This is a genomic window from Pseudomonas sp. GW823-FHT02F05 (assembly GCF_058797315.1).
On record NZ_JBXAJM010000002.1, the window covers coordinates 253,322 to 273,465 of the forward strand.

At 59.6% G+C, this 20,144-nt stretch carries 11 protein-coding genes; 8 read left to right on the plus strand and 3 right to left on the minus strand.

Features of this window, described 5'->3' with window-relative positions; genetic code table 11:
• The first annotated feature begins 97 nt into the window (after positions 1–97).
• From mexE to AC1RAC_RS03700, 4 genes are all read left to right on the plus strand, one after another.
• The gene (mexE, locus tag AC1RAC_RS03685) at positions 98–1,339 is read left to right on the plus strand and encodes a multidrug efflux RND transporter periplasmic adaptor subunit MexE (RefSeq protein ID WP_038452140.1); all 1,242 of its coding nucleotides are present in this window, start codon (positions 98–100) and stop codon (positions 1,337–1,339) included.
• 15 nt (positions 1,340–1,354) lie between these two features.
• Positions 1,355–4,534, plus strand: a complete 3,180-nt coding sequence (locus AC1RAC_RS03690) for an efflux RND transporter permease subunit (protein WP_034127367.1) — start codon at positions 1,355–1,357, stop codon at positions 4,532–4,534.
• Entirely contained in the window at positions 4,531–5,946 is a 1,416-nt protein-coding gene (locus AC1RAC_RS03695; RefSeq protein WP_054921910.1) for an efflux transporter outer membrane subunit, read from the plus strand. The genes AC1RAC_RS03690 and AC1RAC_RS03695 overlap by 4 nt, the downstream gene beginning before the upstream one ends.
• Positions 5,947–6,164: 218 nt before the next feature.
• Positions 6,165–6,689, plus strand: a complete 525-nt coding sequence (locus tag AC1RAC_RS03700) for a hypothetical protein (RefSeq protein WP_072448590.1) — start codon at positions 6,165–6,167, stop codon at positions 6,687–6,689.
• Positions 6,690–7,459: 770 nt separating this feature from the next.
• On the opposite strand, the gene AC1RAC_RS03705 is transcribed toward AC1RAC_RS03700, so the two are convergent.
• Both AC1RAC_RS03705 and AC1RAC_RS03710 read right to left on the minus strand, forming a co-directional pair.
• Complete coding sequence (locus tag AC1RAC_RS03705; RefSeq protein ID WP_492616266.1) at positions 7,460–10,861, minus strand: hypothetical protein; 3,402 nt, start codon at positions 10,859–10,861, stop codon at positions 7,460–7,462.
• 303 nt (positions 10,862–11,164) lie between these two features.
• Positions 11,165–12,178 carry an AraC family transcriptional regulator gene (locus AC1RAC_RS03710; RefSeq protein WP_054895923.1) on the minus strand — a complete coding sequence of 338 codons (1,014 nt, stop codon included), beginning with the start codon at positions 12,176–12,178 and terminating at the stop codon, positions 11,165–11,167.
• 168 nt (positions 12,179–12,346) lie between these two features.
• Between AC1RAC_RS03710 and efeU the strand changes: the two genes are divergently transcribed.
• The 4 genes from efeU to efeO (AC1RAC_RS03730) are packed head-to-tail and all read left to right on the plus strand — an operon-like array spanning position 12,347 to position 16,559.
• Positions 12,347–13,192: an iron uptake transporter permease EfeU gene (gene efeU, locus AC1RAC_RS03715; RefSeq protein ID WP_034127362.1), complete on the plus strand. Its 846-nt coding sequence runs from the start codon at positions 12,347–12,349 to the stop codon at positions 13,190–13,192.
• Between the two features lie 10 nt (positions 13,193–13,202).
• Positions 13,203–14,405 carry an iron uptake system protein EfeO gene (gene efeO / locus AC1RAC_RS03720; RefSeq protein WP_057977296.1) on the plus strand — a complete coding sequence of 401 codons (1,203 nt, stop codon included), beginning with the start codon at positions 13,203–13,205 and terminating at the stop codon, positions 14,403–14,405.
• Positions 14,406–14,419: 14 nt separating this feature from the next.
• Complete coding sequence (efeB, locus tag AC1RAC_RS03725) at positions 14,420–15,718, plus strand: iron uptake transporter deferrochelatase/peroxidase subunit (protein WP_314543789.1); 1,299 nt, start codon at positions 14,420–14,422, stop codon at positions 15,716–15,718.
• Between the two features lie 25 nt (positions 15,719–15,743).
• Positions 15,744–16,559: an iron uptake system protein EfeO gene (gene efeO / locus AC1RAC_RS03730; RefSeq protein ID WP_034127360.1), complete on the plus strand. Its 816-nt coding sequence runs from the start codon at positions 15,744–15,746 to the stop codon at positions 16,557–16,559.
• A 56-nt stretch (positions 16,560–16,615) separates the two neighbouring features.
• Here efeO (AC1RAC_RS03730) and AC1RAC_RS03735 read toward each other — a convergent pair whose 3' ends face one another.
• Complete coding sequence (locus AC1RAC_RS03735; RefSeq protein ID WP_492616267.1) at positions 16,616–20,047, minus strand: hypothetical protein; 3,432 nt, start codon at positions 20,045–20,047, stop codon at positions 16,616–16,618.
• Positions 20,048–20,144: the final 97 nt, after the last annotated feature.

Genomic DNA, 20,144 nt, shown 5'->3' on the forward strand with positions numbered 1-20,144 from the left:
ATTCCGAATGATAGTTACCTTTGCTTCATTCGATTCGTGACCTAGCACCTCCCCGCGCATGATCCGCCCATCTCAAATACATTGGCGGATGCACCTCATGGAACAGTCACTCAAACTTTTGCGCTTCCCCTTGGCGATCTTGGCCGTGGTGGTGATGAGCGCATGCGGCAAGTCCCCGGAACAAGCGGCCGCCATGCCTCCTGCCAAGGTCAGCGTGGCCAAGGTGCTGGAACAGCCGGTCAACGAGTGGGACGAGTTCACCGGGCGCCTTGAAGCGCCGGAAACCGTGCAGATTCGTCCTCGGGTGTCCGGCCAGATTGACCAAGTCGCTTTTACTGAAGGCGCTTTGGTCAAGAAAGGCGACCTGCTGTTCCAGATCGACCCGCGCCCGTTCCAGGCCGAAGTACGCCGCCTGGAGGCCCAACTGGCTCAGACCAAAGCCGCCGCCACCCGCAGCGAAAACGAAGCGCAACGCGGCGAACGCCTGCGCCAGAGCAATGCGATCTCCGCCGAACTGGCCGACTCGCGCACCACCGCCGCCCAGGAAGCCCGTGCCGCGATGGCCGGGATCCAGGCGCAGTTGGACCTGGCCAAGCTGAACCTGAGCTTCACCCGCGTGACCTCGCCCATCAGTGGCCGCGTCAGCCGTGCCGAAATCACCGCCGGCAACCTGGTAACCGCCGATACCACTGCGCTCACCAGTGTGGTCTCCACCGACAAGGTCTATGCCTACTTCGATGCCGATGAGCGCGTGTTCCTCAAGTACACCGAACTGGCCCGTGAAGGCCGGCGCGGCGCAACCACCCCTGTGTACCTGGGCCTGTCCAACGAAACCGGCAACCCGCACCTGGGCCAGATGAACTTCGTCGACAACCAGGTCAACCCGGCCACCGGCACCATTCGTGGCCGTGCGGTGTTCGACAACAGCAAGGGCGAATACACCCCTGGCCTGTATGCGCGCTTGAAGCTGGTCGGCAGCGGCACCTATTCGGCGGTGTTGATCAATGACGAAGCCGTCGGCACCGACCTGGGCAAGAAATTCGTACTGGTGATGGACGGCGACAAGCCGGCTTATCGCGCGGTGGAACTGGGGCCGAAAATCGAAGGCTTGCGCATCGTGCGCAGCGGCCTGACCAAGGACGACACCGTGATCGTCAAGGGCCTGCAGCGTGTACGCCCAGGCTCGCCGGTCGCACCCGAAACCATCCCGATGGCCAGCAAGGAAACCCTCGCCGCCTTGGCCCAACAACGACAAGCGCTTGAAGCCAGCAACCTGGAGCAAGTGGCGCCGGAAAAACCCGCGCCCAAGCTCGCAAGCGTCGCGACTCCACGCGGTTAAGGGATACGACTCAAGATGAATTTTTCCAAGTTCTTCATTTCACGGCCGATCTTCGCAGCGGTGCTGTCGCTGTTGATCCTGATCGCCGGTGCAATCTCGCTGTTCCAACTGCCGATCAGCGAATACCCGGAGGTGGTGCCGCCGACCGTGGTAGTGCGCGCCAACTTCCCGGGTGCCAACCCCAAAGTCATCGGTGAAACCGTGGCCGCGCCGTTGGAGCAAGCCATCACTGGTGTCGAGAACATGCTGTACATGTCCTCGCAGTCCACCGCTGACGGCAAGCTGACCCTGACCATCACCTTCGCCCTAGGCACCGACCTGGACAATGCGCAGGTGCAGGTGCAAAACCGTGTGACGCGCACGCAGCCCAAGCTGCCGGAGGAAGTGACGCGCATCGGCATTACCGTGGACAAGGCCTCCCCCGACCTGACCATGGTGGTGCACTTGACCTCCCCGGATCAGCGTTATGACATGTTGTACCTGTCCAACTACGCGATCCTCAATATCAAGGATGAACTGGCCCGCCTGGGCGGCGTCGGTGACGTGCAGTTGTTCGGCATGGGCGACTACTCCCTGCGCGTGTGGCTGGACCCGAACAAAACCGCTTCGCGCAACCTGACCGCCACCGATGTGGTCACGGCGATCCGCGAGCAGAACCGCCAGGTGGCAGCCGGTGCCCTGGGCGCCCAACCCGCGCCGAGTGACACCAGCTTCCAGTTGTCGGTCAATACCCAGGGCCGTCTGGTCACTGAAGAAGAGTTCGAGAACATCGTGATTCGCGCCGGCGCCAACGGTGAAATCACGCGCCTCAAGGACATCGCCAGGGTCGAACTGGGCTCCAGCCAATACGCGCTGCGCTCGTTGATCGATAACCAGCCGGCCGTTGCGATTCCGATTTTCCAGCGTCCCGGCTCCAATGCCATCGACATCTCCAACGATGTGCGCAGCAAGATGGCCGAGCTGAAAAAGAGCTTCCCGGCGGGCATGGATTATCGCATTGCCTATGACCCGACCATCTTTGTACGCGGCTCCATCGAAGCGGTGGTGCATACCCTGTTTGAAGCACTGATCCTCGTGGTGCTGGTGGTGATTCTGTTCCTGCAGACCTGGCGCGCCTCGATCATTCCATTGGTGGCGGTGCCGGTATCCTTGATCGGTACCTTTGCGGTGATGCACCTGTTCGGGTTCTCACTCAACGCCCTGTCATTGTTCGGCCTGGTGCTGGCCATCGGTATCGTGGTGGACGACGCCATCGTGGTGGTGGAGAACGTCGAGCGTAATATCGAACTGGGCCTGGAGCCGTTCCCGGCGACCGAAAAAGCCATGAGCGAGGTTACCGGCCCGATCATCGCCACGGCGCTGGTGCTGTGTGCGGTGTTTATCCCGGCCGCCTTCATCAGTGGCTTGACGGGGCAGTTCTACAAACAGTTCGCTTTGACCATTGCGATCTCGACGGTGATCTCGGCGTTCAACTCGTTGACGCTGTCCCCTGCCCTGGCCGCCGTGTTGCTGCGCGGTCACGACGCACCCAAAGATCGTTTCTCCAAGTTCCTCGACAAGGTCTTCGGTGGCTGGCTGTTCCGTCCCTTCAACCGCTTTTTCGAAAAGGCCAGCCATGGCTATGTAGGCACCGTGCGCCGTGTGATTCGCGGCAGCGGCATTGCCTTGTTCGTCTACGCGGGTTTGATGGTGCTGACGTTCTTCGGCTTTGCCCACACACCGACGGGTTTCGTACCGGCGCAGGACAAGCAATACCTGGTGGCCTTCGCCCAACTGCCCGACGCGGCGAGCCTGGACCGCACCGAAAACGTGATGAAGCGCATGTCGGAGATCGCCCTTAAACAACCCGGCGTGGAAGCTGCGATTGCCTTCCCGGGCCTGTCGATCAACGGGTTCACCAACAGCCCGAACAGCGGCATCGTGTTCGTGACCTTGAAGCCCTTTGATGAGCGCAAAGACCCAAGCATGTCTGCCGGTGCGATTGCCGGTGCACTGAACGGCCAATACGCCAATATCGAAGAAGCCTACATGGCGATCTTCCCGCCGCCGCCGGTACAAGGCCTGGGCACCATCGGCGGGTTCCGCCTGCAGATCGAAGACCGTGGCAACCTCGGCTATGACGAGCTGTACAAAGAAGTGCAGAACGTGATTGCCAAGAGCCACGGCGTGCCTGAACTGTTCGGCCTGTTCACCAGCTACACCGTAAACGTGCCGCAAGTCGACGCCGCCATCGACCGCGAAAAGGCCAAGACCCACGGCGTGGCGATCAGCGACATCTTCGACACGCTGCAGGTCTACTTGGGTTCGCTGTATGCCAACGACTTCAACCGCTTTGGGCGTACCTACCAGGTCAACGTGCAGGCCGAGCAACAGTTCCGTCAGGACTCCGACCAGATCGGCCAACTGAAAGTGCGTAACAACAAAGGCGAGATGATCCCGCTGGCGACCTTTATCAAGGTCAGCGACACCTCGGGGCCGGACCGCGTGATGCACTACAACGGTTTCATCACCGCAGAAATCAACGGCAACGCCGCGCCGGGCTACAGCTCCGGCCAGGCCCAGGCCGCGATTGAAAAACTGCTCAAAGATGAACTGCCCAACGGCATGACCTACGAGTGGACCGACCTGACCTATCAGCAAATCCTCTCGGGCAATACCGCGCTGTTCGTGTTCCCGCTCTGTGTGCTGCTGGCGTTCCTGGTACTGGCCGCCCAATACGAAAGCTGGAGCCTGCCGCTGGCGGTGATCCTGATCGTACCGATGACGCTGCTGTCGGCCATTACCGGGGTAATCATCTCGGGCGGCGACAACAACATCTTCACCCAGATCGGCCTGATCGTACTGGTGGGCCTGGCGTGCAAGAACGCGATTCTGATCGTCGAATTTGCCAAGGATAAACAGCAGGAAGGCCTCGATCCGCTCGCCGCGGTACTGGAAGCCTGCCGCCTGCGTCTGCGGCCGATCCTGATGACCTCGTTCGCGTTCATCATGGGTGTGGTGCCGTTGGTGCTCTCCAGCGGTGCCGGCGCCGAGATGCGCCATGCCATGGGCGTGGCGGTGTTCTCCGGGATGATCGGTGTGACCTTCTTCGGTCTGTTGCTGACACCAGTGTTCTACGTACTGATCCGCCGCTATGTCGAACGCAGTGAAGCGCGCAAAGCGGCCAAGGCCTTGAAGCTGGAGACACAGCAATGAGTGTGAAAGTATTCCTGCCGAGCCTGTTGGTGCTGGCGCTCGCCGCCTGTGCCGTAGGCCCGGACTACAAGACCCAGCCACTGGAGGCGGCCAATATCACGGCCGCCGCCGACACCAAGAGCTACGACCACGCCAAATACGAAGGCATCTGGTGGCAGCAGTTCGACGACCCGACCCTCAACCAGTTGGTGACCCAGTCCCTGAGCGGCAACCGCGACCTGCGCGTGGCCTTCGCCCGTCTGCGGGCGGCACGGGCCATCCGTGATGATGCGGCCAACGACATCATGCCGGTGGTCACCTCCCGCGCCAGCAGCGATGTGGGCAAGGGCCAGATTCCCGGCCAGACCACCAAACGCGTCAACAGCGAGCGCTACGACCTGGGCCTGGACATGGCCTGGGAAGTGGATTTGTTCGGACGTATCCGCCGCAACCTGGAAGCCAGTGACGCCGACCAACAGGTGGCCGAAGCCGACCTGTACCAGCTGCAAGTCACCATGATTGCCGAGCTGGTGGATGCCTACGGCCAACTGCGCGGTGCGCAACTGCGCGAACGTATTGCCCTGGACAACCTGAAGAACCAGCAGGAGTCGCGTGCCATCACCGTCAGCCTGCGTGATGCTGGCGTCGGTGATCAGCTCGACGTGGAACGTGCCGATGCGCGCCTGGCGGCGGTGGAAGCCAGCGTGCCGCAACTGCAGGCTGAACAAGTGCGCGAGCGCAACCGCATCGCCACCCTCCTCGGCCAGCGCCCCGACAAGCTGAGCGTGGACCTGAGCCCGAAAGACTTGCCAGCGATTGCCAAGGCGTTGCCGATTGGCGACCCAGGGCAACTGCTGCAACGGCGCCCGGACATCCTCAGCGCCGAACGCAAACTGGCCGCCGCCACCGCACGTATCGGCGTGGCCAAGGCCGACCTGTTCCCACGGGTGAGCCTCAGCGGTTTCCTCGGCTTCACCGCCGGGCGCGGTTCGCAGATCGGCTCGGCCGCCGCGAATGCCTGGTCTCTAGGGCCGAGCATCACTTGGGCCGCGTTTGACCTGGGCAGCGTACGCGCGCGTTTGCGTGGCGCGAATGCCGAAGCCGATGGCGCACTGGCGACCTATGAACAGCAAGTGTTGCTGGCATTGGAAGAGTCTGAAAACGCCTTCAGCGACTACGGCAAGCGCCAGCAACGTTTGGTCTCGCTGATCCGCCAAAGCGAATCCAGCCGCGCCGCCGCCGACCTTGCGGCGATCCGCTACCGCGAAGGCACCGTGGACTTCCTGGTCCTGCTCGACGCCCAGCGCGAACGCCTGGCCGCCGAAGACGCCCAGGCCCAGGCCGAAGTCGACCTGTATCGCGGCATCGTCGCAATCTACAAGGCCCTTGGGGGTGGTTGGCAGCCGGATACAGTGGTGGCTAGCAGCAAGTGATGTAAAGAGCTCCTTTGGTTGGTCGCATCCAGCCAATTTTTAGCCCTGCGATCCATTCGGTCGCGGGGCTTTTTTTTAGCCTGGCATTAGCGGATCAATCAATTTGGCCTACGTGTAATACTTATCTGAAAGAAGTTTCCCAAATATTCAAACAGGTTAAATATCTGTCGCAAGGGGTCGATAGCAGGGTGAACCTTTCATCCTATAAGGAGACGAGCATGGATATGAGAGTGGTAATGCCCAATGCGCTTTCTAAGCAGGCAGATGCTTTTGTCATCAAAAACCCAGAGAAAACGACGAACACGTTTACTTTTACTGAAGAGTCCAAAGCCGTTGATGAACTGCGAGTGTGGCAGCAAACGCATCTTGCTGACCTGAAGCAGTTTTTAAAGAGCTATGACATGACATCTATTAGCACTGACGAGCTAAAAGTGGTCGGAAGGCGGTTGTACGAGAGCAATATCATTGATGCAAACGCTTTCGGCGTATTCACATTTGGAGATGGTGCATTTGATGCCAACGGAAAACAAACAAACACACAGGTAAAATTCAACGCAATCGCCCTATTCAACGAAAAGCTGGATGATTACCTTGACTTTGTTAAAAGCAACCCAAGCGTGGGGCGATCGCAAGGCATTCCTGAATACATAAAAGGGATGGTGGATGCTAATCGCGCTATTAATGCGTTGGCGTACTTCTCGAACTCTTCGAAAAATGATCTGTCAGTCGAAGAGCATGCTTGATCCCGACGCAGAAACCCAAATCGAAGTGTGCCAGAACCTCTGGCACACCTTATTTATCTATGGGTCAGCGGCCGTATCTAACGGTACCCGAATAGGACTTTGATTCCCCATCCGGGTTGTGAAGCCTCACTCGATAGGTACCTAAGGTTCCTACCCTGGAAGTATTGGCTGAAAGCGCGTTACCGGCGACGGCTTTCCAGGAACTGCCGACCTCTTGATCAATATAAATCTGAGGACTTCTCCCTGCACCGCCAGCGGAAACCATGGCATTTATATTTGCGCCGGAGCAACCGTTCGCACCACTTATCGTGAAGGGACCATGGGCGACACTATCACCTCCAGGCCCGATTATCCCGGTGAAGCTCTCTGAAATATTCAAGCAAAGCGCAGACACCTGAACAGACGCCACCATCAACGCACTAAAGGGTAACGCAATTAAACGCTTCATAAGTTCACCATCACATTATGGATTGAAAACTTAACGCATGAAGGTCATCACACCACGTGCTCATTCAGCTATAGCAACGCCCTCACAGTTAAGTACTGTGACCCCTCTACCCAAAAGCCTCTGTAGCGGCCGCGTAGGATCACCATTAAAACTGTGCACGATTTTTTGCTTCGGATATGCCAGCCACTTCCTAAAAACAATAAGGCAGGGTCTGTCATACTCAAGCGAAGGGCGCTGTCAGTTATTTCCTGATCCCGCCTGTAACGCCACTTTCAAGCAAGTCAGGTGCCGTCCTGGCGGCCCATTCTAAAAAGAACCTTTTTTAAAATACCAAGTGCTCTTGCACATAGGCCTTGAACGCCTGGTCACGTGCCGGCTGATGCGTGAGCGGGCGCTCGGGAAGCACTGTACCGGGAGGCTGCTGCATTAATCGGTAAACTCCGATCAGCTTCCTGGAGCCCTGGTCCATCGCGTAGATCAACCCTGGCGCGGGGGCGCGCGCAGAGCGTTTGCTGACGATTCTTATGGGTACCTGATCGGTGATCGGTAATTCCCCAAAAGCCGCCTGCGCGGCTTCAATTATCGCGCGGTTCTGCTTGAACAAGTTGGGGTCTGTCTTGAGCTGAGACAGCAGGGCAACACTGGTCATCGTGGACTCCGCGTTGAGATTGCCGGCGCGGGAGCCATACATGTTGACGCCCGTCTTGCCCACAAGGACTGGTGCATCTTCACCTGGCAGGACCAACACTGCAGGGTCGGTATGCCCGTTGGCCAGGTTGAGCAAACCTGCCGCATTTTCTTCATCTGTTCTCAACCGCGTGAGGTAGGCGAGATCAAGCGTACCTCGGCTCACAGGGCCTGGCAGGTGGTCCAATTCATGAATCAACGCGTTGCTCATAGCGCCTTCGTGGGAGCCGAAATGCTGGTAATAGCGCTTGGCACCATCGATGTTGACCTCCATGAATTTCCCCGTCTTATCGACCTTGAAATCTTCCGGGATGACCTGCGCCACCCATCGTTGGTCCCGGGAGCGCATGAACTTTATGTTTCTGGTGGTCAGCGCTTGAGCGTTGGTCTTGAGCCGTGTAAGGCGAGAGGTCATCAGTTTTCGTGCGTGATCAGGTCTAATGCCCTGGAAGCTCTTGAGCACAAAGTCCACGTCTTCAGTCAGCGCAGGGTCTGCTAGCGCTTTAAGTGCATCGTCCACCTTGGACACCATCAGCGGCTGCGAACGCTCGATGAGTTCCTTGACCTCCGCGCGTGTGGCTCTCGGCCCTGGCTTGACCTTGCCTTCGTTCGGTTGCGTCTCCACCGGGCGCTCTTCCTGCGGCTTTTCTGTGCTTTTTAGCGAGTCGCGGCGCATTTGCCGAACGCGCCCGACCCGTTGTTCTTCGAGTTGCGCTTTCCAAGCGGCGCGCACCACGCTCTGGGACTTCTCTCCAAGCCGATACAGGCGGCTTCCTACCCACTTGGCGGCTTTGAGCAGAGGTTCAGAGAGGCCGGCGAATGGATTGAGCAAACCGTTGGTGACTGTCCCCACCGCCCGGGTAGCCGCCGCCAGCCTGGAAAAGCCGGTTTGCGCCTTATCGAACGCTGCAGCCCCCTCCGCTGCACCTCCTGCGACGACAGTAATGGCTACCGCAACGTCGGTGGCGCACCCTGTCAACGCTCTCAGATCTTTTTTGACGTGCCCGGAGACAATGTCGTCGTAGCAAGCCTTGAAGGGAATCAATGTATTTACAAGTGTTTTACTGACCCGTTTGACCCGATCCTGGAAACGCTCCGAGGCCGTTTGCCCCATTGCGGTAGTGAGGAGTTGTTCGGGATCCAGCACCAGATTGCGTTGGGCTACGTAGTCAGCAATCGCATTGGCCCGCTCCGAAAAAAAACCAAGCGGTGCCAGCGTTTGTGAAGATGTCGCCGCCGGCAGTGTTTCGCGCAATGCCCTGATCTGCACCTCGGATGCCCCCGCCCGTGGACCGTCCACGTGGGACTTCATACGGGTCACCCACAACCGCGGGACGATTGCCTCGCCTTTGTCCAGCATCGCCTTGAAGTCGTGCCGTTCGACATAGGTCCCGCTCATGGGAAAAAACTCATAACACTTGGCATCTTTGCCCTGCCCGACGCCGATCAGGAAGCCATAGCGCCCCCTCACCGCCTGGAGTTGCTCATCGGCATCTGTTATGGAAGTACCTGCGCCATTAATGGACTCGGCCTCGACTCGATAAAAGGTCAGTTCCTGAGTGGCCAGTGCCTGCCGGTCCGCGTAGGGCATTTTGCTGAGAATGTCTTTCAGGCCCGTGGAGACGGCCTTTTGAAAACGCTCGGTATCACCCTTGACAGCCTCGGCAAGGGACTGCCCGGAATGTTTCAACCTCGTGAAGTGCACCCGCAGGGAAGCCAGCCTGGGGTCATATTCATCTTTGAACAACGTGGCGCCAGTCATATCCACAAGCCTGGTCGAGGCAAATTCACCGTACTTGAGATTGCCGCTCATGTGCAGGTCAACCAGGCTTTCCTTAAAGCCGAGACTGCGCTGCAACCAGGGTAACCCGGGCACCATATTAGACAGCAACTGGGGAAACCGGTACGCCACGGTATGCATCGGTTCGTTCAGATCGTGCCCCGGAAGCACGCGTTCGAGGTCAGCCTGCGCTCGCGCTCGCCGGTCTTTTATCGGGGTGCTCAGTGTTATAAGCGCCTGATGAGAGCTCTCGATATAGTCGTTGTATTTTGTCGCCGCGACTTGCAGGTCTTGGGCGGTGTACTGATCGTCCGCTCGCCGAGCAATGACCCCGTGCATCGTTGCCCAATCAAGCAGCGGTTCTGTTTCGATGGCATGAAACAACACCACTTGCTCCGGCGTCTGGGCCTGGAGGATGGCGCGCTCCAGCACCTGGTCATAGGTGAGGGTGCGGCTGGAGCCCTCTGCTGACTCCTCCAGCAACGCGACAGTTTTCCTGAGTACCACCCAGGCAGGAGAGCCGATGCGCAACGTATCCGGCGTGTCTGGCAGCACAAACTCTGGAGCGACACTGGCCAGCATGATATGCACAGTGGCATCCACCGCCTCGGGCCGCACGCGCCCATTGCGCACCAGATGCGCCTTCAAGTCGCCCTTGACTTCTGCCAGGGTACGCCCGGCGTTAGCCGGTGAGTACAGGTCATAACCTGCGATATGGTTTCTACGCTGCCCCAGCTCGGGGTCAATGCTCAACATCAGGGCAGTCAGCAGCAATTGGTTGCGCTGGTCGTTTGAAAACCCGGCAGGATCACGCCCAATCGCAGCCAGCAATGTGTTCTGCCGATAGCGATTGAGCGGTGCATGGCTACTCAGATGCCGAGTGATCTGATCATCCATGTTTTGCGTGGTCACGTTCATGCTGGTGAGGATGCCGTCGCCGACATAGGTTCTTAACGCCTCGACCAAGCGTTGGCGTTCGTCAAGGCTCAGGCTTGGGTGGCCTGGCTCGGGTGCCTGCGCAGATGCCCAGGTGTAGTTGCCCAAGGCAGGGCTCGATGGTAGCCCAAGACGCTGCCAATTGATCAGGTTACGCACCTGCGCGGCCGTTCGCGGCAGGTTTTCACCACTCAGCCCTGGAAAACGTTGTTGCAGAAACGCCAGCGCGGTGGTGTCTTTGTCGACGGCGCCAGGACGGGGTGCCAGGTTAAACCGCAGGTTCGCCAGGTCGACGAAGGCATAGTCAGCCTTATCGAGCACACTGCGCTCCAAGACGGTCAACCAGGCTTGCCGGTCAATCGCGTCCGCCTCGCCTTGAGTGAATCTGTGTTGCGCGGGATCCGACCCGGCAACCCACGATGACGAGACCTCAGGGGGGGTAACAAAAGGTGGGGGACCGAAACGCGCTGAAGAGAGAAGAGGTATTGCTGCAGGAACTTTTGATAACACGTCCATGACCCAGCGTTCAATAAGGGTTTCCAGACTGAGAGAAGGTCTGCGCTGGCTCCATAGGAAAAAGACGAGGCGCAAGCCAGACCTTTCGCTACGCTAAATGCCGCCGACTCAACTCGCGTCGCGCAGAATCAGGCTGCGCAAGTGCCCCGGATTGGACCCGGACCACTTGCGGAACGCCTTGTAGAACGAACTGGTATCGGCAAACCCCAACCGCGACGCAATCTCGGCAAAACTGATCTGCGGTTCAGCCAGCCACACAATCGCCAGCTCCTTGCGTACACCGTCTTTGAGCCCCTGATAAGTCTGCCCCTCCTCTGCCAGGCGGCGGCGCAGGGTGGAAGCGGAAATGCACAAGCTGGCCGCAAGGCCCTCGGTTTCAGGCCAGGTATGGGGCGGCATCTGGCGCAGGTCGTGCTTGATGCGGGTGGCGAGGCTTTCGGGATCGCGGTATTTGACCAGGATGTTGGCCGGCGCACGGGCAAGGAAGCGCTTGAGTTCTTCCGGACTGCGCTTGATCGGCAGGTCGAGACAATCGGCTGAAAAAATCATGCGTGTGCGTGGTCGGTCAAAGCGCAGGTTGTCAGAAAACATCACCCGGTAATCGTCACAGAAGTCCGGCTGCGCGCAACGCAGTTCAATGGCGAGGATCGGGATGCGCCGCCCCGCCAGCCAGCAGGCGACGCCGTGGACGATCATCCAATAGGTGAAATAGGTAAAAGCGCGTTTTGGCTCATCAGGTTCCAGCAGGACGATCTCCGCCAGACTCTGTTGGCGAACCAGTTGGGCCGGAAGATGCTCAAGCATCAACGAGAGAAACCCCAAGCCGGTTTCCAGGCCGGCCGCCAGGCTGGGTTGCGCCATGGAGGCGCGACACAGGAACGCCAGGCTACCGGACTTGAGTGTGCGTGGGTCCATGCCAAAAAACTCATCGTCCCTGCGCCGCGCCAGCAAGCGCCACAGACGTGCATAGGCCGTGGCCGCCACGCGAGCGTCGGGCTGCTCAAGCAACGCCGGGTCAATCCCGACTTTGCTCAATGCCTCAACGGTGGCCGCTCCCGGCGCGCAACTGTGCAACAGCGCTTCGCGCACAAGGTGGATGGAGATAGTGTCTTTTTCCGACATGGGGCGTTGAACTGTCCGGCTGCAGTCTGGGTGGTCTGCATCATAAAGGCGGTTGCGCTTCGCCACCACCGTTCAGCCCACGTTCAGCAAAGGTCAATATTTCTTGTTTAGCAATGAGTATCATTATGTTACAACTTAGCTCCCTAACTAGTTGTGCCCGGGTGCCCGATGCTCGTTCCTTTTTTAATCATGCTGCGCGAAGGCATTGAAGCGGCATTAATCGTTGGCATTATCGCCAGTTACCTGCAACAGACCGGGCGTGGCCAGTGGATGCCTGCAGTGTGGATCGGCGTGTTCCTGGCGGCAGCGCTGGCGCTGCTGGTGGGCGGCGGCCTGGAGTTGGTCAGTGCGGAATTCCCGCAAAAGCAGCAGGAATTGTTTGAAGGTGTCGTCGGTCTGGTGGCCGTGGGCATCCTCAGTTCCATGGTGTTCTGGATGCGCAAAGTGGCGCGCTCGATTAAACACTCGCTGCATGAATCCCTCGATCATGCGCTGGCCGGCTCCAGGCATCAGGTGTTCGCCTTGATCGCCATGGTGTTCTTCGCCGTGGCCCGCGAAGGGCTGGAGACGGTGTTCTTCCTGTTGGCCGTGTTCCAGCAAAGCGAAGGTCCGGGCGCTCCGGTGGGCGCCCTGCTTGGCCTGGCGCTGGCCATTGTTGTGGGTTTGCTGATTTATTCCGGCAGCATGCGCCTGAACCTCAGTGCGTTTTTCCGCTGGACCGGCCTGTTCATCCTGGTGGTCGCGGCCGGCATTCTCGCCAATTCGGTGCAAGCCCTGCATGAAGCCGGCGTGTGGAATCACTGGCAGACCGTGCTATTCGACTTCAGCGCTGCGTTGCCCATGGACAGCCCGCTCGGTTCGGTACTGGCCGGTATGTTCGGTTACCAGGAGGCGCCGACCGTGAGCACCCTGGGCGCCTATCTGATTTACCTGGTGGTGGCCCTGGTGATGTTCTTCCTGCCCGCGGCCCCTACCCAGCCCGTTGCCAATACCTCTTCAGTTTCCAGCCAGTAAGGACCGTCTCTTGTCCAACCCAACCCCTCAATCGGCCCCGCCGTCCCGCGCCCTGCGCTGGGGCGTGGCCGGCTCGGTGGTGGTGATGATCGCCGCCGGAGGCCTGTTCTACTACGCCTCGCAATTGGCCGCCGGCAAGCGCCAGACCAACCACAATGAAATCGCGGTGACCATCCACGGCCACGCCTGCGAACCCAACGCCCTGACGGTACCAGCAGGACATGCCAGCTTTCGCATCATCAACCGCTCCGACCGCGCGGTGGAGTGGGAAATCCTCGACGGCGTGCTGGTGGTCGAAGAGCGGGAAAACATCGCCCCAGGCCTGAGCCAAGTGATCAACGCCAACCTGCTGCCCGGCGACTACGCCATTACCTGTGGCCTGCTGAGCAACCCTCGCGGCACCTTGCATGTCACGCCCACGGCAGAGTCTGACGCCCAGGCCAAGGCCAAGCCGTCGATGGTGGCCTTTATCGGCCCGTTGTCGGAGTTTCGCGTGTACCTGAGCAGCCAAGGCGGTGCGCTGGTCAAGGCCGTAACGGTCCTGCAACAGGCCATCGCCGCCGGCGACCTGGCCCAGGCCCAGGCGCTGTATGTACCGGCGCGCGAGGCGTATCAGCGCCTGGCGCCGGCGTCTCAGCGTCTGGCCGAATTGGATAACGCGATCAATGCCCGCGCAGATTATTTTGAACAGCGCGAGCAGGACCCTGCCTTCAGCGGCTTCCACCGCCTCGAATACAGCCTGTTCCAGCAACACAGCCTTGATGGCCTCGCGCCGGTCGCCCAACGCCTGGTTACCGACGTCACCACGCTCAAGCAGCAATTACTGGCCCAGTCCCTGCCCCCGGAGCAACTGGTGAGCATCGTGGTCCGCAACCTCAACAGCCTGGCGGACGTGCGGGCGGCGAGCGGTGAAGAGGAACGCTACAGCCACATCGACTTGAACGGCTTTGCCGCCAATCTGCAGGTCGCGCGCAAGGTGGTCGACCTGATGCGCCCGTTGCTGGTCAAGTCCGCCGCCGACCTGTTGCCCGCTATCGACAGCGCGCTCAACGCCTTCGACAGCGAACTCGACGGGCTCAAGGTGAATGACCGCTACCCCAGCTACGACAAGGTTACAGCCGATCAGCGCAAGCAGATCGGCGACAAGGCCAAGGCACTGGCCGTTGCACTCGATGGAATCGACCCCGCCCTTGGCCTTTCCGGCCTGCAGTGAAGACGACCGCATACATGAGTGATACAGAACAGTTTGACCTCCAACGTCGCCGCGTCCTGTTGGGCATGGCGGCCACCGGCGCTGCGATTGCCGGCAGCAGCCTGACCTGCCCGGCGATGGCGGCTGAGCAAGTCACCACCGCACCACGCAGTGACAAGACCCAGGACCACCAGGCGTTTTTCGGCAAGCACCAAAGCGGCATCGTCACCCCGCGCCCGGCCTGCGGCATGGTCGTGGCGTTCGATGTACTGGCCAGCGACCGCCAAGACCTGGAACGTCTGTTCCGCACCCTCAACGAGCGCATCGCATTTCTGATGACCGGCGGCACCGTGCCCCAGGTCGACCCGAAATTGCCGCCCACCGATTCCGGCATCCTTGGCCCTGTGGTCACACCGGATAACCTGACCATTACAGTATCGGTCGGTGAGTCGTTGTTCGACGGACGCTTCGGCCTTGCCGCCGCCAAGCCCAAGCGCCTGAGTCGCATGGTCGGCTTTCCCAACGATGCACTGGAACCGGCGCAGTGTCACGGCGACCTGAGCCTGCAGTTCAGCTCCAACACCCCAGACACCAATATCCACGCGCTGCGCGACATCGTCAAAAACCTGCCCGACCTGCTGCTGGTGCGCTGGAAGCAAGAAGGCAGCGTGCCGCCCCAGGCACCGGCCAAGCCCGGCGAACCGGCACAGAGTGCGCGCAACTTCCTGGGCTTTCGCGATGGCTCGGCCAACCCCAACTCCAACGATGACAAGGCCATGGACCAGATCGTCTGGGTACAGCCCACCAGCGACGAGCCGGCCTGGGCCGCTCATGGCAGTTACCAGGCCGTGCGCATCATCCGTAACTTTGTCGAGCGCTGGGATCGCACCCCGCTGCAAGAACAGGAAAGCATCATCGGCCGTATCAAACCCACGGGCGCGCCCATGGACGGCCAGCACGAAACCCAGGTCCCGGACTACCGCAAGGACCCGCAAGGCAAGTTGACCAAGCTTGATGCTCACATCCGCCTGGCCAACCCGCGCACCCCGCAGACCCAGGCCAACCTGATCCTGCGGCGGCCGTTCAACTACTCCAACGGCGTCAACAAAAACGGTCAACTGGACATGGGCTTGTTGTTCATCTGCTACCAGGCTGACCTGGAGAAAGGCTTTATCAGCGTGCAAACCCGGCTCAACGGCGAACCGCTGGAGGAGTACCTCAAGCCAGTGGGTGGCGGGTATTTCTTTACCTTGCCGGGTGTCACCGGGCCCAAGGATTTCATCGGACGCACGCTGCTCGCCGCAACGCACCCTCACCCCCCTGCCAAGACCTAAAACACCCCACAGCGGAATGCATCCCATGAAGAAGTCGTCTATCGCGTTGTTGTTACTCAGCCTTTCGCCACTGGCAAGCTTCGCCGCTACTGCGCCGTTGGACCTGGTGGGCCCGGTGTCGGATTACAAAATCTACGTCACCGAAGAAATCGCTGAGCTGGTCACCCAGACCCAGGCGTTTACTGACGCCATCAATAAAGGCGACCTGGCCACCGCCAAGAAGCTCTACGCGCCGACTCGCGTGCACTATGAGTCCATCGAGCCGATCGCCGAGCTGTTCAGCGACCTCGACGCGTCCATCGACTCACGCGTCGACGATCACGAGAAAGGCGTCAAGGCCGAAGACTTCACCGGTTTCCACCGCATCGAGTACAGCCTGTTCTCCGAGAACACCACCCAGGGTCTCGCCGCCCTGGCCGATAAACTCAACAAGGACGTGCTGGACCTGAAAACCCGGGTTGACGGCCTGACCTTCCCGCCTGAAAAAGTCGTCGGCGGCGCCGCAGCGCTGCTTGAGGAAGTCGCCGCCACCAAGATTTCCGGTGAGGAAGACCGCTACAGCCATACCGACCTGTACGACTTTCAAGGCAACATCGACGGTGCAAAGAAAATCGTCGACCTGTTCCGTGGCCAGATCGACCACCAAGACAAGGCATTTTTGGCCAAGGTCGATAAAAACTTCGCCGCCGTGGACAAGATCCTGGCCAAATACAAGACCTCGGATGGCGGCTTCGAGACCTACGACAAAGTCAAGGAAAACGACCGTAAGGCTTTAGTGGGCCCGGTCAATACACTGGCGGAAGATTTGTCCACTTTGCGTGGGAAGTTGGGACTCAACTGATCGAAAGCGCCCCCCGTACGTCACGGCGAGGGCGCTGCCTGAAGTGTTTCAGGTCGTCATGCGGGCAGTGCTTCAAACCCATCCAGCGGCGTGCCGGTCGGCAACCCGGTCTTTGGATGGGTCGCGTACCAACGTCCATCGGTCTGTACCGCGTACACCGGTATCGAATGATTGTGTCCGTTATGAGCACCAGGCTGAACCGCCTGCTCCTGGACATTGTGCGGCGCCTGCAACTGGTTTGATACACCCAGGCAAGTGCGCAGTTTTTCTTCCACCACGCCAAGCTTTAAAAGCACTGAGGGGTTCGATGCCCTGCCTAACGCTTTAGGCAGCGCGACGAGCCCTTTCCCTCCAGCGGCCATCAAATCTGCCGCGCCATCCAGTGGGTTCAAGAAGCCACTGACCACCTCAACCCCCTTTTCCAGTACGCGAAACGCCTTGACGCCGAAGGGAGCCACAGCTTTTGTGGACTTGACGAGCGGTTTCAAGGTTCCAAATGCCCCACCTGCGAATGCCCCGGCGGTGTCGATGATCAGCCCGCGCATCCCTTCAACGATGTTGCCTTTGGTCAGGTCAATGACGGCCCCGACAAACGGGATCATGCTCAACAAAATACTGTCGTTGCGTCGCAATATTTCGCGCTTTTGTTCCAGCGGCAACATGCCATGCGCGACCTTCAGCACGCTGGCACGATGATGGATAAAATTGCCCTGCATGATCCGATCGACAATTGACTGGGTGCGGGGCGACGAAAAACTGTTAGGCACCTGGTTGGATGCCTCGCCCTGTACAGAGACCGGCGTAGCGTGCAGGGTCTCGCCCAGTTTATCAATAATGACACCTGGCGAGGTCACACCGGGCCTGGGCAAGGCATTGGAGCTGTAAGCGGCAAAATCAAATGGTTCCACCGCGCCCAGCCGCATGGGGAGCTCTGACACCGCCCAAGGCCCATACGTCTTCGGCACCGTTTGAAAGGTCCCTCCGAGGGCCAAATCACGCGGCAGGTCTTCGCGCTTGACGATCAACAGCTTGTCCGGGAACACCTCGAAGTAGCTGATTACCCCGTTGTAATTACAGCGTATCAGCGTGCCCTTTCGCCCTCTGCGCTCCTCCACCTGCTCCGGTGTTACATCTATCTCAGGCACGCTATCGGTTGCCTCGCGCAAGGCAAACAGGTCCACGTCCCCCCACTCCAAGGCTTGGCGATCAGCCAACGGCAGTTGGGCGATCATGCGTCTTGTGGCGATGCTCAAACCCTGCTTGAGTTTGTCCAGGTAGGCATCGACTTCACCAGGCAACTGGGCCTGCACATCCGGTAAATGGGCGATCCTGGCGTTCAACGCTTGCACGTTGGCATCAACGGCTGCCTGGTCGGATGCGCTCAGCCGCGGTATGACAAATGGAGAGGTGCGCCGGGCTGGTTGTGGCGGCTGCTCCCCGGGCGCCAGCAGCATCCACCGGTCCCTTGTAAGGTCGCCGGTCATGTACGCCTCGATCAGCGTACGCGTTCTCGGCTCGGACAGCTTCATGTTGCGGCGTTCATCCGGGTCTGCGATGTATACCCGCATGGCTTTCAACTGTTCCGCGCTCAGGCCTGGAAATACTGTCTGCAAGTTCCTGATCGCCGAGTCTTCTCGTATAGGCAGCGGCAGGTTGAACTGCTCCAACGCATAAACGAGTTGCTCGCACTCCTCATTGAAAGCCGTGATGGCCTGCAGATGGTGCTGCTGTGTGTAGCGGCCATCCACTGGCTTTTCATAAAGCCCGCGCATCAAGCCCCAATCGAGTAACACGTCGATCCCATAATTATCCAATACCGCCGCTTCGCCCGGCGTACTGGTGCTCAGCCGGCTGAGTCCCATAATTTCGGTGTAGCTCATGCGCCGCGAGCAACCAGGCCCACCTTGCCGCTCGGCAAACGTGACCCCCAGGCGAAAGTCGGCCCATTCCACCGAGCCTATCCGCATCGTGGAAGGGATATCCCGGACCAGAAACTCGGGCGCGCTACTGGCCAACAACAGATGCGCGGCCAGCGGTACCGTCTTTGGATCGAGCAAGGTGTTCTGAGCCAGTTGGGTCTCGATTTCAGCGCGTACCGATGCCATCGTCCGTCCACTGTTGGCGGGCTGATAGATGTCATAACCGGCAACGTTTCCAGGGCGCCGAGGCATCTCGGGGTCGATCTGCAGCAGAACCGCCGTGAGTTCCCACTGCTTGGCTTCGAGGGTTGATAAGTCATAAGTACCGGACGTGCCCTGAAAATACAGACTGCGAGCAGCGGCCTTGCCCCATTCCAGAGCTAACGGTTGGTCAAGTATCCGCTCCAGTATCTTGTCGGCGTTGGCACGCACCTCCTGCGGGGTGTGCTCATCGAGTACGCCTTGAAAATCCAAGGCGCGCAATAGACTCGGTTCGCTGCGACCGATGGCATCGTCGCTCAAGAGTTGCGCTATCAAGCGTTTGTCATTTTCAGACAACATGCCCGGTACCCATGGTCGTGCAAGCAATTGCGCGTAATTACCCAGCGCGGGGGCAGGCGCCACCGCAGCTTGCAACCAGCGAATGACATTGCGCACTTCCTTCGCGGTCTTGGGTACGAGGAAGCCGTGAGAAATCAGTACATCACGCACGGCGGCCTTGTCGGCACCGTCTGTGGCAAGCACCGACGTGGCGCCGATCGGCGTCTGCGCATCGGCCAGCGACACCTCTTCGTCGTCGGGTCGATTGCGAACCAGATCAGCCAGGCAACCTGCCAGGTATTGACGCTCGTCCAGCCGGTCGATGGTTTTTCTTGCCGCAAGGCTGCTGCCCTGCAGCCGGCCTTTTGTCTCGGTTGACCAACCGGACCATTCCTCCGCCAACAGATGTCCACGCACCAACGCCAACTCATCGGCATTCGTTGGCGGGGTGATGTCATGCCACTGCAAGACAGCATTGCGAGAAAACCGGTCGGACTGTTCCGGCACATAAGCCACCCCATTACCCGCCCTATCCAGCGCCGTGGCAGCGGCGCGCAATCGGGCCCCGACCTGCCACCAGCCAGAATCGTCGTTCAGAGTGAACGTCTTTCGCGTTCCCACGCGACCGCTTAAGACCAGCCCTGTGATCGAATCCGGTTTTACCACCACGGTGTCCAGGGCCATGCCTTTGCTCATAATCCACGCCTTGACTTCATCAGTATTGAACGCACTGCGCAAAGCGGCAAAGCCTGCGTAGAAAGTGCTGTCGGTGGGGATCTGGACGAGGGAATCCCACGCGTGGCGCGTGGCTGATGTCGCCAGCTCGTTACGCAGGCGGTGATCACCCTCGCTCGACGCCAAGGGCACAGGTTGCAGCGTCCATCGTCGGGGACTATCTACAGCAGGATTTGAGGCTGCTTCGCGCTTGCTGCGAACAACGGGGTCGGGGAAGGCGTTTGCCGCCGGGCTCACAGAATGTAGCGGCGGCGTAAACGCAAGGGTGTCGCGACTAGGGCTGATACTCGACATGTCTGTTTCCTCTGAACCAATCAAGGGCAGAGTTCTCGTCCCTAAGAACCGTCGAGAAACAACGTAGCAACCAACACAAGCTATGCGAGTAGGTAAA